General features: G+C 47.4%; 17 protein-coding genes and 1 riboswitch. Of the genes, 6 read left to right on the forward strand and 11 right to left on the reverse strand.

The window, feature by feature from the left end; translation table 11 throughout:
- Positions 1–779 precede the first annotated feature (779 nt).
- From MH144_RS30250 to MH144_RS30270, 5 genes are all read right to left on the reverse strand, one after another.
- Positions 780–2,156, reverse strand: a complete 1,377-nt coding sequence (locus MH144_RS30250) for an NCS2 family permease (protein WP_239305843.1) — start codon at positions 2,154–2,156, stop codon at positions 780–782.
- 176 nt (positions 2,157–2,332) lie between these two features.
- A riboswitch (purine riboswitch) is annotated at positions 2,333–2,432 on the reverse strand.
- A 204-nt stretch (positions 2,433–2,636) separates the two neighbouring features.
- Positions 2,637–3,482 carry a carbohydrate ABC transporter permease gene (locus tag MH144_RS30255; protein ID WP_095293153.1) on the reverse strand — a complete coding sequence of 282 codons (846 nt, stop codon included), beginning with the start codon at positions 3,480–3,482 and terminating at the stop codon, positions 2,637–2,639.
- 45 nt (positions 3,483–3,527) lie between these two features.
- A complete protein-coding gene (locus tag MH144_RS30260) occupies positions 3,528–4,403 on the reverse strand; it encodes a carbohydrate ABC transporter permease (protein ID WP_095293154.1) in 876 nt (291 codons plus the stop codon).
- 109 nt (positions 4,404–4,512) lie between these two features.
- The gene (locus MH144_RS30265) at positions 4,513–5,730 is read right to left on the reverse strand and encodes an extracellular solute-binding protein (RefSeq protein WP_239305861.1); all 1,218 of its coding nucleotides are present in this window, start codon (positions 5,728–5,730) and stop codon (positions 4,513–4,515) included.
- A gap of 311 nt (positions 5,731–6,041) precedes the next feature.
- On the reverse strand, positions 6,042–7,025 hold the full coding sequence (locus tag MH144_RS30270) for a glycoside hydrolase family 43 protein (protein ID WP_239305844.1): 984 nt from the start codon (positions 7,023–7,025) through the stop codon (positions 6,042–6,044).
- 297 nt (positions 7,026–7,322) lie between these two features.
- On the opposite strand from MH144_RS30270, the gene MH144_RS30275 reads away from it, so the two are divergent.
- Positions 7,323–8,246 carry an ArsR/SmtB family transcription factor gene (locus tag MH144_RS30275; protein WP_239305845.1) on the forward strand — a complete coding sequence of 308 codons (924 nt, stop codon included), beginning with the start codon at positions 7,323–7,325 and terminating at the stop codon, positions 8,244–8,246.
- 184 nt (positions 8,247–8,430) lie between these two features.
- Here MH144_RS30275 and guaA read toward each other — a convergent pair whose 3' ends face one another.
- From guaA to MH144_RS30300, 5 genes are all read right to left on the reverse strand, one after another.
- On the reverse strand, positions 8,431–9,969 hold the full coding sequence (gene guaA, locus MH144_RS30280) for a glutamine-hydrolyzing GMP synthase (protein ID WP_095293157.1): 1,539 nt from the start codon (positions 9,967–9,969) through the stop codon (positions 8,431–8,433).
- Positions 9,970–10,254: 285 nt separating this feature from the next.
- Positions 10,255–12,567, reverse strand: a complete 2,313-nt coding sequence (locus MH144_RS30285; protein WP_239305846.1) for a DUF4129 domain-containing transglutaminase family protein — start codon at positions 12,565–12,567, stop codon at positions 10,255–10,257.
- Positions 12,554–13,828: a DUF58 domain-containing protein gene (locus tag MH144_RS30290; RefSeq protein ID WP_239305847.1), complete on the reverse strand. Its 1,275-nt coding sequence runs from the start codon at positions 13,826–13,828 to the stop codon at positions 12,554–12,556. Before MH144_RS30290 ends, MH144_RS30285 begins: the two co-directional genes overlap by 14 nt.
- Complete coding sequence (locus MH144_RS30295; RefSeq protein WP_239305848.1) at positions 13,825–14,817, reverse strand: AAA family ATPase; 993 nt, start codon at positions 14,815–14,817, stop codon at positions 13,825–13,827. The genes MH144_RS30290 and MH144_RS30295 overlap by 4 nt, the downstream gene beginning before the upstream one ends.
- 102 nt (positions 14,818–14,919) lie before the next feature.
- Positions 14,920–16,239: a polysaccharide deacetylase gene (locus MH144_RS30300; protein ID WP_239305849.1), complete on the reverse strand. Its 1,320-nt coding sequence runs from the start codon at positions 16,237–16,239 to the stop codon at positions 14,920–14,922.
- A 307-nt stretch (positions 16,240–16,546) separates the two neighbouring features.
- Here MH144_RS30300 and MH144_RS30305 point away from each other — a divergent pair, with 307 nt between their 5' ends.
- Complete coding sequence (locus MH144_RS30305; protein ID WP_239305850.1) at positions 16,547–17,197, forward strand: DedA family protein; 651 nt, start codon at positions 16,547–16,549, stop codon at positions 17,195–17,197.
- Positions 17,198–17,239: 42 nt separating this feature from the next.
- Here MH144_RS30305 and MH144_RS30310 read toward each other — a convergent pair whose 3' ends face one another.
- Positions 17,240–18,493 carry an MFS transporter gene (locus MH144_RS30310; protein ID WP_239305851.1) on the reverse strand — a complete coding sequence of 418 codons (1,254 nt, stop codon included), beginning with the start codon at positions 18,491–18,493 and terminating at the stop codon, positions 17,240–17,242.
- Positions 18,494–18,668: 175 nt separating this feature from the next.
- Between MH144_RS30310 and MH144_RS30315 the strand changes: the two genes are divergently transcribed.
- Genes MH144_RS30315 through MH144_RS30330 form a run of 4 tightly spaced genes read left to right on the forward strand, consistent with a single transcriptional unit; the run spans position 18,669 to position 22,769 of the window.
- Complete coding sequence (locus tag MH144_RS30315; protein ID WP_239305862.1) at positions 18,669–20,183, forward strand: spore germination protein; 1,515 nt, start codon at positions 18,669–18,671, stop codon at positions 20,181–20,183.
- 20 nt (positions 20,184–20,203) lie between these two features.
- The gene (locus MH144_RS30320; RefSeq protein ID WP_239305852.1) at positions 20,204–21,406 is read left to right on the forward strand and encodes a Ger(x)C family spore germination protein; all 1,203 of its coding nucleotides are present in this window, start codon (positions 20,204–20,206) and stop codon (positions 21,404–21,406) included.
- Positions 21,407–21,414: 8 nt separating this feature from the next.
- Positions 21,415–21,648 (forward strand): hypothetical protein, encoded by a 234-nt coding sequence (locus MH144_RS30325; protein WP_127540680.1) that lies wholly within the window; start codon positions 21,415–21,417, stop codon positions 21,646–21,648.
- Positions 21,649–21,665: 17 nt separating this feature from the next.
- Positions 21,666–22,769, forward strand: coding sequence for a GerAB/ArcD/ProY family transporter (locus tag MH144_RS30330; protein WP_239305853.1), 1,104 nt, complete (start codon positions 21,666–21,668; stop codon positions 22,767–22,769).
- The last annotated feature ends 24 nt before the right edge of the window (positions 22,770–22,793 follow it).

The following is a 22,793-nucleotide window of genomic DNA, read 5'->3' on the forward strand; positions in this document are numbered from 1 at the left end:
GCCAGCGTTCGTCCTGAGCCAGGATCAAACTCTCCAATAAAGTATTGAAAAGAGCGATTAGCTCATTTTGAATCTGACGAGATTAAAAATCTCATTTGTTGATCTTGCAAGCAAGATCATTTACTCACTCGTTGTTCAGTTTTCAAAGATCAAACGTTGTTTGCATCCGAGTGTTGTTCTCTTCAGCAACTTTTATATCTTATCACATCCGAACCAATTTAGCAAGCACTTTTTTCAAGTTTCTTTCGAAGCTTTTCAATTTGCTTGCCGCACCGTGTTTCTCGTGTTTCCTTGGCCGGAATTAGAATATACCATGTACATATTTTTTATGCAAGTACTTTTTTTGAAAAGAAAAATAATCAAGAGCATACCCACCTCTCCTCAAATAATTCCTTCTATATATAGATACAGAGTTAAAGCAAGAGCACCTATAGTATCTCATCCATCAAAATGTCACATTAAGCAAAGTCCGGCATAAACGTTGCAGCTTATCCGAGTTCTCTTTAACATCATATAAGCGTTACGTTCTACACGAGTCCTTCTATCGATCAAACAAATGCTATGTATCTTTATTAGTGCACCTTTCCCAATCCTTAAACCATCTCACCGCCTCCCTCTCCAACTTTCCCTCTATATATAGAACGAAACCTACCCACTATATAATGAAAGGAACAGTTTATATATATTTCAACGAGATTTGATTCTATATAAATAACAAAAGGACGAAAGCCCTGATAAAGCCCAGGAGCTTTCGTCCTTCTATATAGTAGAACTGATTATTATTCTCCGCCCATAAAGATATAGCGGGCCAGAACAATAATTGCGAGAATCCACATCAACCAGTGAATCTTCACTTTGCGATCCGTAACCAGGTTACTGAATACTGCCAGAATAACATAAGACAGAATACCTGCCGAAATCCCGTTTGCAATTCCGCCTGTGAATGGCATCAATACAATCGTCAGAAACGCAGGGAATGCTTGAAGGAAATCATCCCATTCAATGCTGCGGACCTGGCTCATCATCAATACACCTACGATAATCAGAGCCGGAGCTGTGGCAGCTGACGGAACAACCAGCGCAAGTGGAGCAATGAACAGCGCCAGAATGAACAAGATCCCAGTTGTTACCGAAGTCAGACCCGTACGTCCGCCAGCTTCAACGCCCGAAGCACTTTCTACGAATGCTGTGATAGTACTTGTACCCAATGCCGCACCCGCACTTACGCCTACTGCATCGACGAGCATCGCTTTACCGATTGTTTTCTCGCCTTTCTTCTTATCTTTCATAATCCCCATCCGGGTCGCAGTCCCAACCATCGTACCGAACGTGTCAAACAATTCAACGAAGGTAAAGATGAAGATAATTTCAAACAATCCAAGACTGATTGCGCCCTTCAGGTCCAACTGTCCCACAGCCAGATCACTGAAATTAGGCAGCCAACTTGCACCCGATAGTCCGCTAAGATTAGTAACACCCATCGGAATACCAATTAGCGTTGTAGCAACGATACCGATGAGCAGCGCGCCTTTTACACGCATAACCATCAGTACAGCAATAAGGATCAATCCAATCAATGCCAGTAACGCATCATGATGCGTCATAAAATTACCGAGCGACAAATTGAAACTGCTGCCGGGAATCGGCTGGCTAAGATCCGCATCTGGCGCAACATTAACCGTAACAGCAACGAGATTGGCCAGTTTGAAACCTACAATAGTAATAAAGAGACCGATACCGACCGTAATGGCCATTTTCAATGTTTGAGGTACAGCCACAAGCAGCATCTGACGAATTCTCGTCACGGTCAAGATAATAAATACGATACCCGAGATGAATACCGCTCCGAGAGCCGCTTGCCAGGTAATCGCCCCATTCGAACTCAATACAACCGTCATGAAGTAGGCGTTCAATCCCATACCCGGCGCGAGCGCGATCGGGATGTTAACGAACAACCCCATAATGATTGTCATTAAACCAGCCCCTACGGCTGTTGCGAAAAACACTGCGTTATCCGACATCCCTGCCCCGGCCGATCCGAGGAACAATGTGTTTACAAAAAGGATGTACGCCATTGTCATAAAGGTAGTAAGACCCGCAACAATCTCCGTTCTAACATTTGTTCCGTTTTCTTTTAGTTTAAAGAAACGATCCATAATTCACTAACTCCCCCTTAGAGATGTTGAAGCCATTTTGAAAAACGACAAAAGACCCTGAGCGTTCTTGCTTCACCCAGGGCAGCTATAAGGAGAGGCGTAGCCTATTGCCAAGAACAAAAAAACTCTAATGTGCGTCCATTACTATAAAACACGCAGTCATGTAGAATTTATTGTGCTTAGCTTCTCCTGCTCGTAGCCAGATCATTAGGGTGATCTTGTAGAAACTCCCGGGCCAATCCCCAGGATTATACGAAGTAGTATGTGCTATTTGTTTGTTTCCCATCACTATTTTAGAAGCGCCACCCGTTTCTGTCAATGGTAAAAACGAATGTTGAATATGTAATTATGCGGAAATGTTCGTGTTCTGAAAACGCTATATATATTTACCACAAAAAAAAGCCACCGTATATACGGCAGCTTTCTAGCCTATGAATGAAAATGCGCTACTCCGTACCGCCACTCGGAAGCCATTCCAAGTCAGCCTTTTATCCCCGAATTCAAGTTAATGGATTGCAGGAAATACTTTTGTGCAAAAATAAACAGCACAAGTGTTGGAATGATTGCCAGAATTGCCGAGCCCATCAGTTGCCCAATCATGCGATAGTTGCCGTAAATATCCTGCAGTAACAATAGTCCCGCGGTAATCGGCATTTTCTCGACATCTGTGTATACGATAACCGGCCATAGGAAGTCATTCCAGGACCCGATGAACGAGAATAGACCACACACAATCAACACCGGTTTCACCAGGGGTAAAATAATGGAGTAATAAATTCGGAAGTCACTTGCACCATCCACCTTAGCAGACTCGTCCAGTTCGCCAGGTATTCCTTTCATGAACTGACGGACGAGGAAGATATTCCCCATACCAGCCAGCCCCGGAATAATCATGGCCCATGCTGTATTGACCCATCCAAGCGCCTCAATGATTTTGTAGGAAGGGATCAGGTTAACGACACCCGGGAAAAATGAAATCCCGAGAAGTGTGAAAAACAAGGCATCTCTCCCTTTGAACTTCAACCTTGTGTATCCATAACCTGTAAGGGAAATGATAAAAACGACAAGCACCGTGTGAGATACTGCAATGAGTAGCGAGTTGCTCAACCATCTCAGAATCGGAGCGGTTGATGTATTGTCCAGTATGGCGACGTAGTTATTAAAGTCCCACTCTTTGGGAAATAACCGGAACCCGGCCGACACCACTTCTGCCTGCGAGCGAAACGAAGTCGTAATTCCGAAAATAACGGGCACCACCCATATGACACAAATGGTTACCAAAAATAGATAGGATATATATTTGGAGATACTTATTTTTTTGACCATGTTGATATACCTGCTCCTTCCCGATCCACGTTCGATCCTGCTCCTCTAATTGGCGTTCCGGTTCATTACGTAATATTGCAATGCGGAGATGACCAGAATGACCAGTCCTAACAGCACAGCCATGGCGGAAGCCATACCTGCCACTGACTCACCGGAGCCAAACGCAAGCTGGCGAATATACATCATGAGAACATGGGTAGTCTGCTGTGGTCCACCATCGGTCATCATCAATGGCTGACCAAATACGTTAAACGAACCAGCTGTTGTCATGACAAACGTAAAAATCAACGGGAAACGGATGGAAGGCAGCGTAATGCTGAAGAATCGGCGTACCGGACCGGCACCATCCATCTCGGCTGCTTCATACAGGTCGCTAGGAACACCATTAATGGAAGCGCGATAGATAATCATGTTACCTCCGACCGCTCCCCACACAGATATCACAATAATAATGATCCAAGCATACGGTTGATTAGCTGCCCAGGATATCTCCGATCCAAATACGTTACCAGTGATACCGAGCTGTTTATTGAAAATAAGAGACCAGATGAGCGCCGCGGCAGAAATGGAGATCATGCCCGGAATGTAGATAATCGCCTGCATGAAACCTTTGAATTTCACCTTTTTATGCTCAAGGGCTACAGCAACAAGCAGCGGAATAATGATTAATGGCGGAACGCTCAGTGCCACGAAAATCAACGTATTCTTTAAACCATTAAAGAATTGAAAATGAAATGAGGAATCCTGGTCGAACAGGATCGTCCTATAATTTTCAAAACCGACCCATACTGGATCGTTAATTAGGTTCCATCTAGTGAACGAGGCATAAATCCCGTAGATCGTTGGCAGCAGTATAAACACCAAAAACAGGATTAGATGAGGACCAACAAATAAGAACGGTGCAAATGATCGTTTATTCATATCCTTTCATTTCTCCTTTGGGAAAAGCAATGTGCCACTCTTGCGACACATTGCTTCTATTACAGTAGAATGGCAAGATGTACAGTACATCCGTTATGCAATTCAAGTGTTACTGGGCCCCACTGCTTCCTTGAGCAATTTTGTCCTCAACCTCTTTTTGCATGGTTTGCAGTGTCGCATCCAACTCCACATTGCCACGAACGATATCAGCCGCATATTTGTCTACCGCTTCAGCTACATATGGGTAATACTCGTAAGTATAGATGTAGAGCGACTCAATCTCCTTCTCGTTGGCAGTGAAGAATGACTGCATGTAATCTTTGTATTCCGGACTCTCAATAACCTGTTTACTCGCAACGGTCTGCCCCGCCTTGGCCCATTCCATTGAATTCTGACGGATAAACTCCAGGAATTTACCGATTCCCTGTTCCTTCTCATCTGTTCTCGCTTCATTGTTCAGCATGGCAAACAAGTGGGATGAAGAACGGTTTGTAAACTTATCAGCCGTAGGTGAATATACATTGGTCACACCAAAATTCAGACCTTCAACAGTGGCATGAGCGGTCGAGCTCCATGTACCATCTGTGGAAAACAGGACATTACCGGATTGGAACATCAGGTAGCCATCTTCACCGAACGGAGTCATGAGACCAGCATCGGAGATTTTTTTGACACTTTCAAAAGCAGACTTCATCTCAGGGGTGTTCAGTGCTGGTTTCCCATCCTTCTGCACATCTCCGCCCACATTCTGCAATTGTCCGAGGATAACCCACCCGAGCAATGCATCATTCACGACGAAATCTCCTTCATCCAGTTTGCCTTGCAAAGAGAGCATCTCGTCTATCGTGACAACATCATCATCCAGGAATGATTCCGCGTTATACTTTTTCAGCAAATCCTTGTTGTAGTACATGGCATTACTGTGAATATCGAGAGGAACAGTGTACTGTGTCCCATCAATGGTTCCTGTCGACCATGCTTGCGGTAAATAGTTTTCTTCCTTGATTTCCGGCTGTGCTGCCAGCATTGCAGTCATTGGCTCAAGCACGTTTTGCTTCACAAAGCCCGGAACTCGGTCGGCATGGATAATGGCCAGATCCGGGATTCCTTTACCGGAGTTAATTACCGTAGACAGCTTGGTGTACATATCAGACGTAATCACATGTTTTAATTTGATTTCTGGTTCGGTTGCGTTATATTCTTTAACTAACTGGTCCATGTAGGCTCCATCCTCTCCAGTCAGAGGCGTCCAGAATGTAATCGTATTTTTGTCGTCTGTACTGCAACCCGACAACACAAAAACCAGCAGAAACAGCGTAGATACCATGATTACAAAACCTTTTTTTGTACGTTTCACACAAGAACCCCCCTAGAATGATCAATCCTAAGCACATTTTGTAAACGCATTCAATTATTCAAGAAAACCACAGGGCTCTGCAATTTTCTCCTTGGAAACCGGCCCTGCTACTAAAGTGTCTTTACTGAAGGAAGCTTGCCTAGGAGCACTCCCTTCGCCCTATCACACAAACATTAATGTATAAGTTAATGATTAATGTTTGTGTGAATTTATCGTAATTCATAGCGCTTACATTTGTCAACCACTTTGTTCCATTTTTATTTTTATTTATGTTATAGCTACTAGACGTTCACCGGTCGACCATCTGGAACGGGTTTGCCAAAGATCGGAAATCCATACTCATCCCAACCAAAAACCTGTGCTCGCATGTGGCGATTCGGATCATAAAGTGGATCTCCCTCAATTTCTTTATAATTGCGAGCATGATAGATCAAAATATCCTGACTTCCGTCCTCCGACACGGTAAAACTGTTATGCCCAGGGCCGTATTGTCCCGCCTCTACATCGGTTTGGAATACAGGTGCCGGAAGCTTTGTCCAACTTTTCGGTGACAATAGGTCGCTTCCTTCCTCTGCATACAGCAATCCCATGCAATAATTATGATCTGTAGCACTCGCGGAGAAGGATATAAATATTTTGCCGTTTCTATTCAAAACCGCTGCGCCTTCATTGACCAAAAAACCGATTTTCTCCCAATCATGTGTCGGTTCAGCGATCATCACCTGTTCGGAGGCGAGTGTCCACGGGTTTTCCATGGATGCAATATATAAGTTGGAATTGCCCACGATGGCTGGATCTTTCTGTGCCCAAACTAGATATTGAACGTCATTATATAGGAATGAGGTCGCATCAAGCGCGAAACTCTCCCATTTTGTCTTGATCTGCCCCTTTTCTTCCCACACTCCTTCAAGCGGGTTTTCCGAGGCATTTTCTAGCACGAACATCCGATGATCAAAAAGCCCTTCCACCGTAGCCGTTGTTCGTGCTGCAGCAAAATAGATATACCATTTACCCTGGACATAATGAATTTCCGGTGCCCAAATGTTGGCACTCATCGGTCCTTCATCATATTTGCGCCATACAACGATGGGCTCTGCGCTATCCAGTTCTTGAACAGTGCGAGCTCTCCTAACCTCAATTCGATCATACTCAGGCACAGAACCTGTAAAATAATAATAGCCGTCGGTATGTTTGTATACCCATGGATCGGCTCGTTGCGGTATAATCGGATTAACAAATGATTCCTTCTTCGAAACTGTACTCACGCTGTCATCTCCTGTTCTGCACTGATTGGTTAATGTTTTTGTTTATATATTCGTGAATTTGTTATTAATTCACCTAAATATTAAGTTATCGAGCAACACGTGTCAATGATTGTGCAGGATTTTTTTGGTTATTTCATGGTTTGTTTTTACATTTTTCCGAATTCTTCTGTTTTTAAGTTGTATATCTGGTATTATTTATATAAAAACGTTGTGATTATTTTCGAATTCCGATATTATAATATTCTACGTTTACTATTCACATAAATGTTAATATTTCATTTCTTCGGAGGAATTACATTGAAAATCGACCTGAACGAGAAAAACCTGCATATCTTCGAAGCCCTTTCTAGCAGTGTACGCATTCAGATCGTTCATCTGCTGTCTAAAAACTCTATGAATATAAAAGAACTGGCCGAAGCGCTTGGACTTAGTAGTGCCATTATGACCATGCATGTCAAAAAATTAGAAAAAGCCGGTGTTATTGAATCCAATATGGCTCCCGGCAAAGGTGGAGCGGCCCAAAAGGTCTGCTCTCTTCGTATGGACACTCTTGAAATCGCATTCCCAACCAAGGACGTCATCCAACGTGAGATTCACAAAACTGAAATATCCGTAGGACATTTCACTGATCTGCAGATCAAGCCGACTTGTGGCATATGTACAAGAGAATCCATCATTGGTATCTTTGATGATCCTCGGTATTTCCTTGATCCTGACCGACTCAAAGCCAAAATCCTGTGGTTTGGACAAGGATATATTGAATACAAGGTACCCAATTACCTAATGGGAGATGAAAATCCGGAGGAATTGGAGATATCGATGGAGATCTCCTCGGAGGCACCCCTCACCAACAACAACTGGCCTTCCGATATTTCGTTTATCGTGAATGGCGTTGAGGTAGGAATGTGGACGAGCCCGGGTGACTTTGGAGGAAAAGGCAAACTGAATCCACCCTGGTGGTTTGAGAGTGTAAATCAGTACGGACTCCTGAAACATCTCATTATCAAAAAGGAAGGCACGTTTATGGATGGCGTGAAATTGTCTGATGTTACCATCGATGATATCGGCATCCGTAACAGTTACTGGTCACTTCGCATTGCCGTCAAGGAAGATGCAGAGCACATCGGTGGCGTTACGTTATTCGGAGAAGGATTCGGTAACCATAATCAGGACATCATTTTCCGGCTGTACTACACCGATAACACTGAAAGGCCTGAATGAATTAAGCATTTGTAAACCTATGGAGCTTCTGGTTTCATAGAAGCTGATTGTGTTGTGTAGTATACTTTCTCTCCATCGGCGCTTCTGAGTTAGTCATCACTGGCAGAACAAAAAAACTCCCTTTGACATGTGTGATACATGATCAAAGGGAGTTTCTTTACGTTCAATACCGTTTATTCTTAACCTATTCCCACTCAATCGTTGCTGGTGGTTTGGATGTTACGTCATAGACGATACGGTTAACGTTATCGACTTCATTTACAATACGTACGGAGATTTTCTCCAATACGTCCCAAGGGATACGTGCCCAATCGGCCGTCATACCGTCGATGGATGTTACGGCGCGAATACCTACAGTGTAGGAATACGTACGTGCATCACCCATAACACCTACGCTCTTCATGTTCGGCAGAGCCGTGAAGTATTGCCAAATTTCGCGGTCCAGACCTGCTTTAATAATTTCTTCACGCAGGATGTAGTCGGAATCACGAACGATTTTAAGCTTCTCTTCGGTAACTTCTCCAAGAACACGGATTGCAAGACCCGGACCTGGGAAAGGTTGACGGTGTACAATTTCGTCCGGCAGGCCGCACTCTGTACCCACTTTGCGCACTTCATCCTTAAACAAGGTGTTCAGTGGCTCAATCAACTTAAAGTTCATATCTTCAGGCAACCCACCCACGTTGTGGTGAGATTTGATCGTTTGTGCTGTCGCTGTACCACTTTCCACGATGTCCGTGTACAGTGTACCTTGTGCCAGGAATTCAAAATCATCAAACTGCTTGGACTCTTCATCAAAAACGTAAATAAACTCGTTACCGATAATTTTACGTTTTTGTTCCGGATCATCCACACCAGCCAGCTTGGACATGAAGCGCTCCTGTGCATCGATTTTGACAACTTTCATGTCGAATTTGCCAACAAACGTCTCCATTACGCTTTCGGCTTCGCCTTTGCGCAGCAGACCGTGGTCGATAAACATACATGTCAGTTGGTCACCAATCGCTTTGTGAAGCAGCGCAGCTACAACGGAAGAATCCACACCACCACTGAGTGCACACAGTACTTTACCGTCGCCCACTTTTTCACGGATATCTTTGATCGTGTCATCAATAAATGTTTCCATCGTCCAGTTGCCTTCGCAACCACAGATGTTAAACAGGAAGTTGCTAATCATATCGTTACCGCGAACGGAGTGACGCACTTCCGGGTGGAACTGAACAGCATACAATTTGCGCTCATCGTTACTCATCGCAGCGATCGGCGCACTCTCCGTGCCTGCATCCAGTTTGAAGCCCGGAGGCAACGTAACTACATGGTCACCATGACTCATCCATACCGTATGTTCGCCTTCAATACCTTGTGCCAGTGCAGATCCTGCGGCAAACTCAAGGTCTGCTTTGCCGTACTCACGTTTCTCGGAACGTTCTACTTTACCTTCAAGCTGCTGTGCCATAAGCTGCATACCGTAGCAAATCCCGAAGATTGGAAGTCCCAGATCATACACACCCGGATCTACATGCGGAGCGTTCTCAGCGTACACGCTGGACGGCCCCCCGGAGAACACAATACCTTTTGGTGACAATTCTGCGATCTTCTCTGCCGGTGTGTTATACGGCAGAAGCTCGCTGTATACGCCAAGATCCCGGATTCTTCTGGCGATTAACTGGTTGTATTGGCCCCCAAAGTCAAGGACAACCACAATTTCATTTTGCTTATTCATTACCGTGCCTCCCTCAATTAATGAAACTAATTATACGCAACGACAAAACATACCGTCAAGGAAAGACGAAACTCCTTTTTGTGGGCAGTTTACAACATTTGATATGAAGACCCCTTCATTGTGAGTTTTCTACAAATTCCCCACTTCCATTCGCTACATTTTCAAATGAATATTTCATGCCAAGCTGGATGTAAAACAGACACTACAATAATAGGCCAAAACAGATGAAAATCGCCCAAAGACGCCTTGTTCGCACTTCGGCGAGCAAGACGTCCCTGGGCGATGTTACGGTGTCTGCAAGCGCCGGGCGAGACGAAGTGCCCGGCGCAGAAATTCAAGACTGTCCGCGCGCAGCGGACGGTCCGGCCCATACAGCAGCCGTTCCCAGTCGGCTGCAAACCGCGCGATGTCCGCGGCGTCCGTGCCTGCGGCCAAAGCGGGTGACGCTGCATATTCCCGCAGCGTCATCCCCGGCGGCCGCGGGCCGTACCGTCGCGCGAGCGCGGCCCAGACCGGAGCTGCGGCGCTGAGCAGCCGCTCACGGTCGGGGAAGCTGCTGCGCGGCCATGCCAGCAGCAGCTTGAGCCGCAGCGCGGGGCGAAGCCGCTGCATGCGCAAGGCCCCGGCAGCGGCCAGCAGCGCCGCTGCCGCAAGGGCTGCCGCGAGCCATGGCTCCGCGGCAAGAGCACGCGCGCGCGCCAGCAGCCAGGCGCCCGCACGATCGATCCCGCCCCCGGATTGCGGCGGGATCTCCTCGCCGGGCTGTGCCACGGCGACTGCTGCGGCGTCCGTGCCATCGCCTTGCGGCAATGCGAAGCCCGGCGTAGCTTCGAACGGCATCCAGCCTGCGCCGGGGAAATACACCTCCACCCAGGAATGTGCATCCCCCTGGGTAACGACATACCGACCCGGTACCTCAGGGTCCGGTAAACCTGCACTGAATCCCTTAACCCAACGCGCGGGAATTCCCTCGGAGCGAAGCAATACAACCATCGCCGTGGAGAAGTGATTGCAGTAGCCTTCCCCTGTGACAAACAGAAAGTCATCAACGAAATCCGTTCCGCGAGGCGGCATGCGAGTGTCCAGTGTATATTCGGCATGCTCTGCCAGGTAGGTCCGCACTGCCTGGACTGCATCATAACGTGTGTCACTCTTCTGGATAATGTCACTTGCCAGTGATCGCACCCGCTCAGGGAGAGACGCGGGCAGCTGCAGGTAGGTTCTGCGGATTGCTGCCGGATCCTTACTCGAACTGCGCGCATCGCCCAATAGACGGAGCTGTTCTGGCGACGCGGTGGGAATCATGACATCGGTTGTATACGTTTTGATCGGTTCACGACTGCCGGACCCGGAAAGCCAGAGTGTAGCCGAGTCTGCATTGGAGAGCAGGGCCATTCTATTTTCTTCGTTCTGTTCATTCTTGTCCTGAAAGGAGAGATTTAAAGGTACTCCGCCCGTAAAGAGCGGATTAGGTCCCCTCCACGGACGCTCCATCGTGATCGTTTGGCGAATGCGTGTCCAGTAGGCTTGATTCTCCCAGCCATCGGCACGAAACAGACCTGCCGGGCTGGCCTTTTGAAAGTTTTGTGCAGGATCACTCCAGGTACTGCCGTTATAGTAGGAACGAGTCTCCCCGCGCCAATACGTGACTTGAGGGCTCTTCGCTGTAAAAAAGATGGCATTCCCTTGTACCAATGGAGATCCCATGGGTGCATCAGACGTGCTGTATCCCGTGACAGATGCCGAAGCAGGAATGCTGCCGCGTGGTGTATAGCCTGCCCAGCGGGCAAGGCGTTCTCCAATCTGGTCAAACGATATCCGTTCCGGCTCAGGAACCGGGGCAACACGACCAGGCAGAGCAGCGAATAATACCATCCCCGCTGCCGCAGCAGCAGCCACCGTACACCAACGGATATAGGGATATCGGTGAAAGGTAGGTGTTGTGACCCCTTCCAACAGACGGAGCAGTTGGAGAATGGTCTGGATCAGCAGTATCCATAGAACCGATCGCACTACGGAGGCGTAGACATCCAGCCCAGCCAATGTTTCCAGGAGCAGCAAATAAAGCAGGGTAGCACTGCCGAACAGCATCACACTCCGCCGCATTAATACAAGGGATTGTACGGAAGCCATGAGCATGCTCCACCCACACATCATCAACAAACCTCTTGTCTCCGTACTGATGGAATAGAAGTGCCCACTTTCCATAAATGAGCGTATATCCTCCATCCATGTTCCCGGGTAACCGAGAGCCCAACCCGCAGGGTCGCTGCCTCCATACATCAGACATAGCGCAGTAAGAGCCAAAAGCAGTCGAAGCAATATCCCCAACATCCAGCCTACACGTAGTAATCCTGCCATCAGGAGAGCACCCGTAAGTCCGGCCATCACCACCAGAAAACGCTCACTTCCCTGCTGTCCCGATGAAGTAATCGGGTAGATCCATTCCAGAGAGAGAAGCAGCAGAAGAACAGAAATGCTTATCTTATACACGGCAGGCTCTCGCTTAGAACGTTGGGATTTGGAGTCCTGACCAAAGACCGAAACTCCTTCGGCAGACTGGACACCCGTCATATCTCCATGATTACGCTCCCACATCCGAGACACCTACCTTTCCAACGAAAGGCATGGATTGGTCTGCAACTGTGCTGACTCTTACTCCGCTTAGCTGAAGCTGCTCCGTCCATCGGTCAGCCGGGTTCCCAAGCCCTCCCTGAACAATATTCATTTCGGCTTGTTTCTCACCCATCGGTGTTTCAGTTAACTGCACTTCTATTTCATGTCCCAACTCAGCTGCACCCAGCAGCCATCCCGTCAGCACAGCATCCAGTCTGCCAGTAAGGACAACAAGGCGTGTCCCCGCGGGCCACTGATCCAGCATGGTCGTGCCCGCCAGCGATGAAACGGATAAGTCAGCACTTGATATGCTCGCCTGGGCCAGGCTGTCCAGTGACAGATTTACATGCTCGGCATGGATCAGATCGCTTAACCACCCTGATTGCTTATCCGGACCAGCCTCTACCCCTGTCCTCCAGAGTTGATAGGGAACATCATCGCGAACAGCTGTAAATACCCAGCGGGCAGCCATGTTAATGGCACGTTCAAATGCCGGATGCTCCTTCCCCCCCTGAATTCGTCGTTCGTAGCCAGTCTTACCCTCATACAGCAGAATACCTAAAGACGTTGATTCCGATATTTCAGGCAAAAAGGTTTGAAGCTTGCCCGTCTTGGCCGTGCTTTTCCAATGTATGCGTCCCAACGAATCTCCTGGTTGATACTCGCGGAATTCGGGACTTCGGTTACCCTGGCCGGTTTTTGGATTTGCCGAAGTCCCCTCATCTATAGCCTCAAATGCTGCAGATTCTTGATCCCCGAACGTTGATCCAGACGGAACGACAGCGAGAGAGGTCCTGCCCACAGTCTCCGCAGACACGGTGTTCCATCCGAATACATCTCCCCAGTAGAGTTGGCCTGAACCCCATTGATACAACCCTCTTCGCAAGCCGGACATTTGATATTGGTAGGCAAACTTGCGTCTCATTCCCGGAAAAAGTAATTTACGATGCACTCCAGCGGGCGTATCCTCACAAAGCACGATCCAAAGCAGTGGAATTCGGCATTCGAACTCCACTTCCACCTGAACACGCACCATCTCCCCAACCATTATTCGTTCCGAATTCATTTGCCGGCGAATGCGAATTCGGCGCGGCCCCAATAGATGAATGACCAGACCACTAATCAGGATGAGAGAGACCGTAATGGACAAAAACAGCGCCGCCTTGCCTCCATGCCATAGGTAAAGACAAGCAAAAGCTGCTGCCAAGACCGCATGGAACAGCCATTGAACAGGCGCGATCATGATCGCCGGCCCCTTCCCTGAGCTGTCATTTGCACCGGTACGGGAACCGATGCTAATGCATCCTGAATGACTTGTTCCTGACCCCGGAATGCCTCCGTCCTGTTTTGTCCTTTCAACCCGATTCGGTGGGCAAGCACAGGCTGAGCCACCTCTTTTACATCATCCGGAATGACATAGCTTCGCCCCTGCAGGTAGGCATATGCTTGCGTCGCTACCATCCAGGCCAGTGTTCCGCGTGGACTGATGCCGAGCCTCACGGCCGGATGATTACGCGTAGCTACAGCCACTGCAACCAGGTACTGCTTGACTACGGGATCGACGTGCACATGTCTGACTTCGCGCTGCATCGCAACCACTTCCTCAGCGAGCACCACCGGATGGAGTTCATCCAGCAATTCTCTGCTGTGTCCTCTGGTTAGAAGCTCCACTTCCTGTTCCGGCTCCGGGTAACCGAGTCCTACTCGCATAAGAAAGCGATCCAGCTGCGCTTCGGGTAACCGATACGTGCCCTCGAACTGCAGCGGATTCTGCGTTGCCAGCAGAAAGAACGGCCTCGGCAAGGCATGTGTCGTACCATCCACCGTGATACGTCGTTCTTCCATTGCTTCCAGCAGGGCAGACTGAGTCCGGGGTGATGCACGATTAATCTCGTCAGCCAGTACAATGTTGGACATGACAGGACCTGGCCGGAATGTGAATTCACTCGTGTGGGGGTGATACATGGATGTACCCGTAACATCTGCAGGCATGACATCAGAGGTGAATTGAATACGGCCCATGGAACAGCTCAATGAAGAGGCGACAGCCCGAACCAGCATTGTTTTTCCTGTCCCCGGTACATCTTCCAGAAGCACGTGACCCCCACCTAGCATTGCAGTAAGGACATATTGAATCTCTTGTTTTTTGCCTATAATTACACTCTCGACCCGCTTGATCACCCTGTTCAGCAGCTCGACCGCATGTTCATGTTCCATTCGAATATACGACATCTCCCTCATTCTCCTTCCATTCTGGGCATTCCAGAGCCATAGTAATCTATGATTCATTGTTGCCCGGAAGTAGAGAGATTAGTCCTGTCTGGATGCGTTAATTCATATCGTTCTGTACAGGTAGAAGTTTAACGCTGCCGCAAGAGGCATATTGGCCTTCACGATCCACTCGGATGCATTGGACTGAAGCGAAGATACATCCAGCCCCATTAGTTCAAGCAGTTCTCGCAGCGGAACCCATATCGTCCCCCCTTGACTCTGCACTGCTCCCTGTATCGTTCTATCATTCGATAGATTCGCTGATGTGGATTTCAATTCACCACTGACGCTGTTCGCCTGAATCACTCTATCCTTCCATAGCGCAGTCGCCGTTCTGGATTCCACGTCCCAGCGAATGCTGCCGCCAAACTTTTTCATAAATGGTCTTAATGGCACCATAATTCGCTGATCTTCCACGCGAAATTCTCCTGGCTTCAATGTCGCCGCAGTAAGACCAATCTCTACCTTGAGTTCCTTGCCGGATAACCACAGGTTACGATTGGCTTTCACATGCTCCTCCACCCATTCCGCGCCAGGTGCCTTGCGAGATTTGTATTTCCCCTCGGGATGAACACGGAATTGCACAGGCGGATCCTCCGCTCTCATGGTGTCAAAACGATATCCGTGATCACGGTAGTATTTGATTATTCCGGGTAGGGCCTTGACCGTCTCGGCATGAGCACCACCATCGTGCATTAACAAGATTACTGAACCGGTACCGGCAGGCACCTTGGTGGAATTGCGCAAAATTTCTTTGGCTGGCACACCCTTGCGCTTTGAATCACCGCTGTCGACATTCCAATCCATCACGGTGTACCCGCCCAACTTGAGCAGATCAAAATAGTTTTGATCAAAATGTCCATATGTTCCGCCAGGTGCACGTACCAGGTTGGGGCGGAAGCCGGTGATCCGGTTCACGATATCTTCTGTCTGCTTCACCTGTTTCCAGAACGATTTAAAATCACTATACAGTTCATCATAATGATGGTTATAGGTATGATTGCCAAGTGCATGTCCCTCTTCCACAGCAGCCTGAATCAATTCGGGATAACGTTCTGCCTGCTCTCCGAGGACAAAAAATGTAGCCTTTACCTGTTCCTCGCGCAAAATATCCAATACTTCACGGGTATGCTTGCCTGGCCCGTCGTCAAAACTCAGATAGACTACCTTATCCTTATTGCCCTCTTTCTTAGGTGCAGCAGCTTCTGCGCCAGCGGCGTAAGAAGGAAATGCTGTCCAGGCATAAGAAGCAAATACGCATATTATTACCGCAAGACGAAGCAGACACGATGGCCATGCGGGAAAACCATGCTTATGTATGAATTTGGCTTTTACGGATTGCTCTGCTTTTTCCACCATTGTGAAATCCGGTCTCTGCATCATTTACGAATCATCCTCCAACGTCTCTAGTGATTCTGCTGATAGACTTTAGCAGATTTGTTAGAATTATATGGAGGCTTTATCGAAAAAAGACGCGTTTCTGTTTTATATTTTTCACAATTTCGGTTAGCTCATGATTGATTCTTGGCTTGGGATTGGGTAGCATAATGAACAGGCACTTATTACCGGAATCACTGCTATTACGGGGATAAGCACTGCAAACGTTTCACATGACAGCTGGCTGCAATGATCGTATACAGGACAGCATGGAGAGTCATCCGATTCCCCTGTCTTCAGGAGAGTGAATCTATTGGAATTGCTTGAAAAGATCCAGCATCTGTTTGGATCCTATGGATACAGCGTTTTGTTTTTTGGCTTATTGCTGGAATTTATCGCTCTTCCCTTCCCGGGAGAAACAACCATGGCTTACGCAGGATACCTATCATACAAGAGCCAACTGGACTTCGGGATTCTTGCCATCCTTGCCTTTTTGGGAACGACAATCGGCATGACAATCACTTACTTCATTGGTGCCAAAGCCGGTCTGCCCTTCATTGTCCGTTACGGAAAATGGTTTCTATTCAAACAGGACAAGCTGGATAAAACACAAAAGTGGTTTGCCAAATACGGTAATGCTCTGATTTTCATCGGATATTTCATACCGGGAGTACGGCATTTTACTGGGTACTTCGCAGGTATAGCAGCGGTTCCTTTCCGCAAGTTCGCACTATATGCTTACTCGGGTGCACTGTTCTGGGTCGTGTTATTTCTGGGCATTGGAAAAGTATTCGGTCCACAGTGGAACGCCGTGTTCCACCTTGCGCATCAATACGCAGCCTATATCGTTGCAGGCATTGGATTGTTACTGATCGCTGCCGTGCTGTACCGCTATCGGAAAGCTTGGGGACAACGTTCAATTCGCAAGTCTTCTCCAATTAGACAGAAACAAAATGCAGAATGAAGCATATCCCCGGAGTCGCCACCAGTGCGACTCTTTTTTTGATTAACTCCTTTTAAAAGCATCCCTTCGAATCCATGCATAAGCCGCGAGCAAGAGCGCAATACATGCGAATCCCATTCCCCCTGCAAAACCAAGTCTACGCGGTTCCATTACCTCCAGCAGTATGCCTGCCCCAAACATGGATAACCCAAGCATCGTACTGCTGCATGCCGTCACTAAACCATAGACAACTCCGCGGTATTTCTCCGGGGTTTCCCGCATAAGCAGCGTATCGAGACACGTGTTCCCCATACCTGATGTAAAGGCCAGCAAAATATACATCAGGACAGCAACCGATGCGAACCTGGTCTCACTTAGCAGCATTAACAAGCTGCCTTCGATCAACAGACATGCTATAACGCCAGGGAGCAGCCACTGCTGCAAATAACGAGAACCCCAGCTGCTGAGCACAAGTCCAATCCCCAGTGCTGCGTAAAATAGGCCCACACCCCAATCTCCCAGTTTGAATACTTCAATCGCATATACACTGATCAGCACATTATCAATCCCATTAATAACGGGAACCCACAACTCGAATGCAATAAGAATCTGCAATGGGACCGATGAGCAGATGAACTGCCACAGCATAAGGGCACCCCCTTTGCTTTTACGCTTTAGAGCATGTGTAGGTTGTTTCCCCACCGTTTCATCTACTTGTTCGATTCCAAATGTCGGAAACGATATCTGGCGAATCAGAGCAGCAGCAAACAGAAAAGCAATTGCGTTGGTTACAAAAGCAGCCTGAGGACCCAATGCAGCTGAGACGATACCACCTACAAAAGCCCCCACGATGAGAACGGATCCGTTCATGACTTGTTCGAGCCCATTAATCTGGTGTAAGTTCTCTGAACGTACCAGCAAAGGGATTCCCGATTTGCGGACAGGCGCATAGATGGCTTCTGCACAAGCAAGCAGCGTACTCGCTGTATATAGAATCCATAGATCATCTGCTTGGTGCACGAGCAAATAACTTAAAGCCATGGGTACCCTTAGAAGATTGGTCACAATCATAATTGTTCGCCGGCTGAAATGCAGCGTTAATACACCACCTAGCGGAGCCAGAAGAAGAAAAGGAAACACCCTCAACCCGAGCGCCAAACCTACGGCAAGACCTGAACCGGTTGTACCAAGAATCAAGGCCAGCATGGCAACCTGACTGAATCGATCACCAATTCCGTTTACCAATCCCGCCATGAAAAGCTGCCTGTAATCAGGTTCTGCGTGCAGCAAGCGTTTAAAACTCAAACTGAATGTCATTACGATACCTCATTTTTTTAGATATTAATCTAATTAGATATTATTCTAATTAATTATAGTTGGCAATCACCTTTTGTATGTGCAACGTTCTGATGTCACTTCTTTTTTTGTCATAAGTTGAATTCATCCAGGTCATACTAACTTGAAAATATAGGGAGGTATGGGGGTGAAAGTTATGAGTTCTGCGGCGCAGAGCGATCATGAACAAAAACTAATCTCTCCGAATCTGATCGAAAATACGGAGTATTGCAAACAAGTCATGGGTCAGAGCAACGACCTGATGATTCGCCCGCTCCAATGTTTACATAAGTGGCCGTCGATTCTGCTATACATTGATGGGTTAGTCGATGTTCAGATACTGAATCAGGCCGTTCTGGGATCCCTGCTTCAGACACATGATCTTCCAGGGTTCTCGGCAGAAGACGAACGTCTAAGCTATCTTCAAAATGACATTCTTGCTGCCAGTGATGTGCTGCTGGTAGACAATATTCAAGATGTACTTAATGCCTTATTGTCCGGTTCTGCAGTACTGCTCATCGAAGGCTCAACCAAAGGCCTGAAAATTGGGGCAGCCGGCTGGGAAGATCGTGCTGTTACCGAGCCCGTATCCCAAACCGTCGTACGTGGACCCATGGAAGGCTTTAATGAAAATTTGCGTACAAATACCTCCTTGATCCGCAAACGTATCCGTGACCCTCATCTCTGGATTGAGGAGAGGGAAGTTGGACAAGTAACCAAAACCAAGGTAGCGGTATTATATCTTGAGCATATCGTGGATACCGAAGTGGTAGAGGAGCTCCGGCGCAGACTCGATGAGATTGACATCGACAGCGTTCTGGAAAGCGGATATATCGAGGAATTGGTTCAGGATAAGACCGGGACGATCTTTCCGACGGTATATAACACTGAGCGGCCCGACACGGTATCTGCTGCACTCCTTGAAGGCCGTGTTGCCATTATTGTGGATGGTACCCCATTCGCCTTGTTGGTTCCGGCACTGTTTGTGCACTTCTTTCAATCTGCAGAAGATTACTATCAGCGTGCTGATATCAGTACATTGATTCGAATGATTCGTTATTTGGCCTTTTTTATCGCTTTGCTTGCCCCATCCTTCTACATCGCCATCTCCACTTTCCATCAGGAAATGCTGCCGACAAACCTGCTGATCAGTCTGGCCGCTCAGCGTGAAGGTGTTCCCTTTCCTGCCTTCATTGAAGCCATTTTAATGGAACTGACCTACGAGATCTTGCGGGAGGCCGGAATTCGGATTCCGAAAACGGTCGGTCAGGCTGTCTCTATCGTGGGAACGCTTGTCATTGGTCAAGCGGCAGTTGATGCGGGGGTTGTGTCGGCGGCAATGGTTATCATCGTGTCGATTACCGCCATATCCAGTTATGTCATTCCGGAAAATGGATTATCCATCTCGGTTCGAATATTGCGTTTCGTATTAATGATTCTGGCTGCTGCCTTTGGTTTCTATGGCATTCTTGTCGTTTTGCTCATTACAGTAACCCATCTGTGCAGCCTCCGCTCGTTCGGAGTACCTTACATGTCGCCATTTGCTCCGTTGGTTCAGAAGGATCTGAAGGATACAATCTTCCGCGTACCCTGGTCTCACATGAAAACTCGCCCTCTGAGTACGGGTACACCGAACAAAACGAGACAGTCCAACAAAAAAATGAAACGCTGATCGCAGCAAGGAGAACACGTATGAACAAGTGCATTCGACTCGTTTTATCCCTTGCGGTTTTGCTTCCTCTCCTTACCGGATGTTGGGATCGCAAGGAACTCAATGACCTTGGAATTATGTTGGGTCTGGGCGTTGATAAGGATGGAGATCAAGTCAAAGTTAGTGCCCAGGTGGTCGTCCCCAATGAAGTATCCTCCAAATCGGGAGGTGGCAAAGGAACGCCTGTTACCCAGTATCAGGCTACTGCTGCTACACTGTTTGAAGCCATTCAGAAACTGACCGAAACCAGTCCCCGTCGTATCTTCATGGCACATGTGCGTATTCTTGTATTCGGAGAGGAATATGCCCGTAAGGATGGGATATACGACGTGATGGAAGCATTGATGAGGGAACCTTCGGTACGGCCGGATTATTATGTCATGGTTGCCCGCAAGACAACCGCCTCCAAAGTGCTGGATCTGCTTACACCACTGGAAAATATACCTGCTGAGAAGCTATTTAATTCTCTGGACGTGTCCGCCAAAACCTGGTCTCCGACAACCACTGTGACAGGAGACGAATTGGTTGATAATATGCTGACCCCTGGGATTCAGCCTGTAATTACCGGCGTTGAGATCGTCGGAAAACAGGAAATAAGCGGAAGCAAGGATAATATATCTTCCATCAGATCTCCAGCAAGTCTTCACACGACCGGATTAAGTGTGTTCAAAAAGGACAAGTTAATCGGCTGGCTAACCGAGGAAGAATCCAAAGGATATAACTACATTCGGGATAATGTGGTCTCCACGGTAAGTCACCTTCCCTGCGGCAAAGGTGGAGCAGTAACCTTTAAAGCACTGCGGACCTCGACGAAACGAAAAGCCAAAATCGTGGACGGGCAGCCTGTTATTCATATCAAGCTTGAGAATGTTTCCTCTATCGCTGCCGTGGAATGCGGCATCAAGATTGGTTCAATGGAAACGCTCAGAAAATTGGAAGAAGAGAGCGAGGAGCGATTAATCGAGCTCATGCAGACTTCGGTGAACTCCGTAAGGCGAAAATATCATGCCGATATTTTTGGATTCGGTCAGGAAGTCTACCATGTGGATCCCAAGCTATTCAAAAAGATGGAGAACGACTGGAACAAGTACTTTGACAATCTAGACGTGAAATACGAAGCCAACGTGCAGATTAAACGTACGGGTACACTGGATAATTCATTCAAAAATGAAATGAAGGAGTGAGATCAGACATGATCACGATCACGGTCATTGTTGTGGGAGTTATCGTCGGATTGATCGATCTTCCTGGTCTAATCCGCCGCAAAGAATGGAAAGAAACCGCAGTATACAGCGGTATGCTGCTTGTTGCTACCTTCTTTAGCGTAATTGCAGCAAACCTATGGGAATTCCCAAGTCCACTCTATATCATTATGTGGATTTATGAACCTGTGAATCAATTTTTGGCCAATATCACCGGAACTTAGGAAAGGGGGTTAAACGGATGCTGGAGCAAGGACGGCTTGGAACACGGCAATTGGCAACCCTGACTTTCATGATGGTCATTGGAGATATGATGCTTATCTATCCCTCTGTCATCACGTCCTATGCTAAGCAAAACGCCTGGATCTGTGCCCTTATCGGAATCCCCCTAGGTATGGCGCTCATGGCCGTGTTCCTTAAACTGGGCAATATGAATCCGGGTAAGAACCTGGTTCAGATTGCACGCAAGCATTTGGGATTTTGGCCAGGAACCGTTTTTTCTATCATATACCTATTTTACTTTCTCGTAGGTACATCCACTCATTCCCGAGAAGTTGGAGATTTTATGACCAGTCAGATTTTTCAATTTACACCCATTCGGATCATTATCCTGATGTTTGTCATTACTCTTGGCTGGGGTGTATACAACGGATTGGAAGCCATCGGACGAACAAGTGAATTGCTGCTTCCGATTGTGATCATTTTCATCCTTGTTCTTTCTTTTTGCCTTCTGCCCAAAGTGGAAATCAGCAATTTGAAACCCTTCACGGATACTGATGTCGTCTCTTTAATACAAGGTATACTCGTAAGCATTACTTATCCGGTGGGTGAAGCCATTCCCATCCTCATGCTTTTGCCCTATACCGCAAGACAAGCTCACCGAACCCGTGATGTCATCGCTGCCGTTGGTCTGGGCAACTTGATGCTGGCGTTGCTGGTCACCATCTCTCTGCTTGTGCTCGGTGCATTCCTGACGCAGCACAATATCTATGCATCTTTTGTTTTATCTCAAAAAATCAGTATTGGAGGTTTCTTTGAACGCATTGAGGCCATTATGGCTACCTCCTGGCTGATCTCAACCTATTTCAAGGCAATGATTTATTTCTATGCTTTCATGGTAGGAACAGCAGAGCTCTTTAAGCTTAAACAGTATCGGATTCTCCTTTTGCCCACATGCATGCTGGTGTTTGGAATGGCCAATGTAGTGGCTCCTAATCTCACTTTTATAGTCATTACGATCGTCCCATATTGGGTGGATTGGGATACAACTTTAGGGATTTTGCTGCCGGGGATTCTGCTGCTTGTCATGGTATTCAAAAAAAGAGAAAAATCGATATCCAACTGATAACATGTTGAAGGAGCAGGTACC

Source organism: Paenibacillus sp. ACRRY, assembly GCF_022346995.1.
Lineage (GTDB): Bacteria > Bacillota > Bacilli > Paenibacillales > Paenibacillaceae > Paenibacillus.

What these genes read in the sequence shown, in the direction of transcription:
- MH144_RS30250 (WP_239305843.1), bottom strand. Translation starts at nt 2,156, where the DNA reads ATGGATCGTTTCTTTAAACTAAAAGAAAACGGAACAAATGTTAGAACG.
- MH144_RS30255 (WP_095293153.1), bottom strand. Translation starts at nt 3,482, where the DNA reads ATGGTCAAAAAAATAAGTATCTCCAAATATATATCCTATCTATTTTTG.
- MH144_RS30260 (WP_095293154.1), bottom strand. Translation starts at nt 4,403, where the DNA reads ATGAATAAACGATCATTTGCACCGTTCTTATTTGTTGGTCCTCATCTA.
- MH144_RS30265 (WP_239305861.1), bottom strand. Translation starts at nt 5,730, where the DNA reads ATGGTATCTACGCTGTTTCTGCTGGTTTTTGTGTTGTCGGGTTGCAGT.
- guaA (WP_095293157.1), bottom strand. Translation starts at nt 9,969, where the DNA reads ATGAATAAGCAAAATGAAATTGTGGTTGTCCTTGACTTTGGGGGCCAA.
- MH144_RS30285 (WP_239305846.1), bottom strand. Translation starts at nt 12,567, where the DNA reads ATGTGGGAGCGTAATCATGGAGATATGACGGGTGTCCAGTCTGCCGAA.
- MH144_RS30290 (WP_239305847.1), bottom strand. Translation starts at nt 13,828, where the DNA reads ATGATCGCGCCTGTTCAATGGCTGTTCCATGCGGTCTTGGCAGCAGCT.
- MH144_RS30295 (WP_239305848.1), bottom strand. Translation starts at nt 14,817, where the DNA reads ATGTCGTATATTCGAATGGAACATGAACATGCGGTCGAGCTGCTGAAC.
- MH144_RS30300 (WP_239305849.1), bottom strand. Translation starts at nt 16,239, where the DNA reads ATGATGCAGAGACCGGATTTCACAATGGTGGAAAAAGCAGAGCAATCC.
- MH144_RS30310 (WP_239305851.1), bottom strand. Translation starts at nt 18,493, where the DNA reads ATGACATTCAGTTTGAGTTTTAAACGCTTGCTGCACGCAGAACCTGAT.
- MH144_RS30315 (WP_239305862.1), top strand. Translation starts at nt 18,669, where the DNA reads ATGAGTTCTGCGGCGCAGAGCGATCATGAACAAAAACTAATCTCTCCG.
- MH144_RS30320 (WP_239305852.1), top strand. Translation starts at nt 20,204, where the DNA reads ATGAACAAGTGCATTCGACTCGTTTTATCCCTTGCGGTTTTGCTTCCT.
- MH144_RS30325 (WP_127540680.1), top strand. Translation starts at nt 21,415, where the DNA reads ATGATCACGATCACGGTCATTGTTGTGGGAGTTATCGTCGGATTGATC.
- MH144_RS30330 (WP_239305853.1), top strand. Translation starts at nt 21,666, where the DNA reads ATGCTGGAGCAAGGACGGCTTGGAACACGGCAATTGGCAACCCTGACT.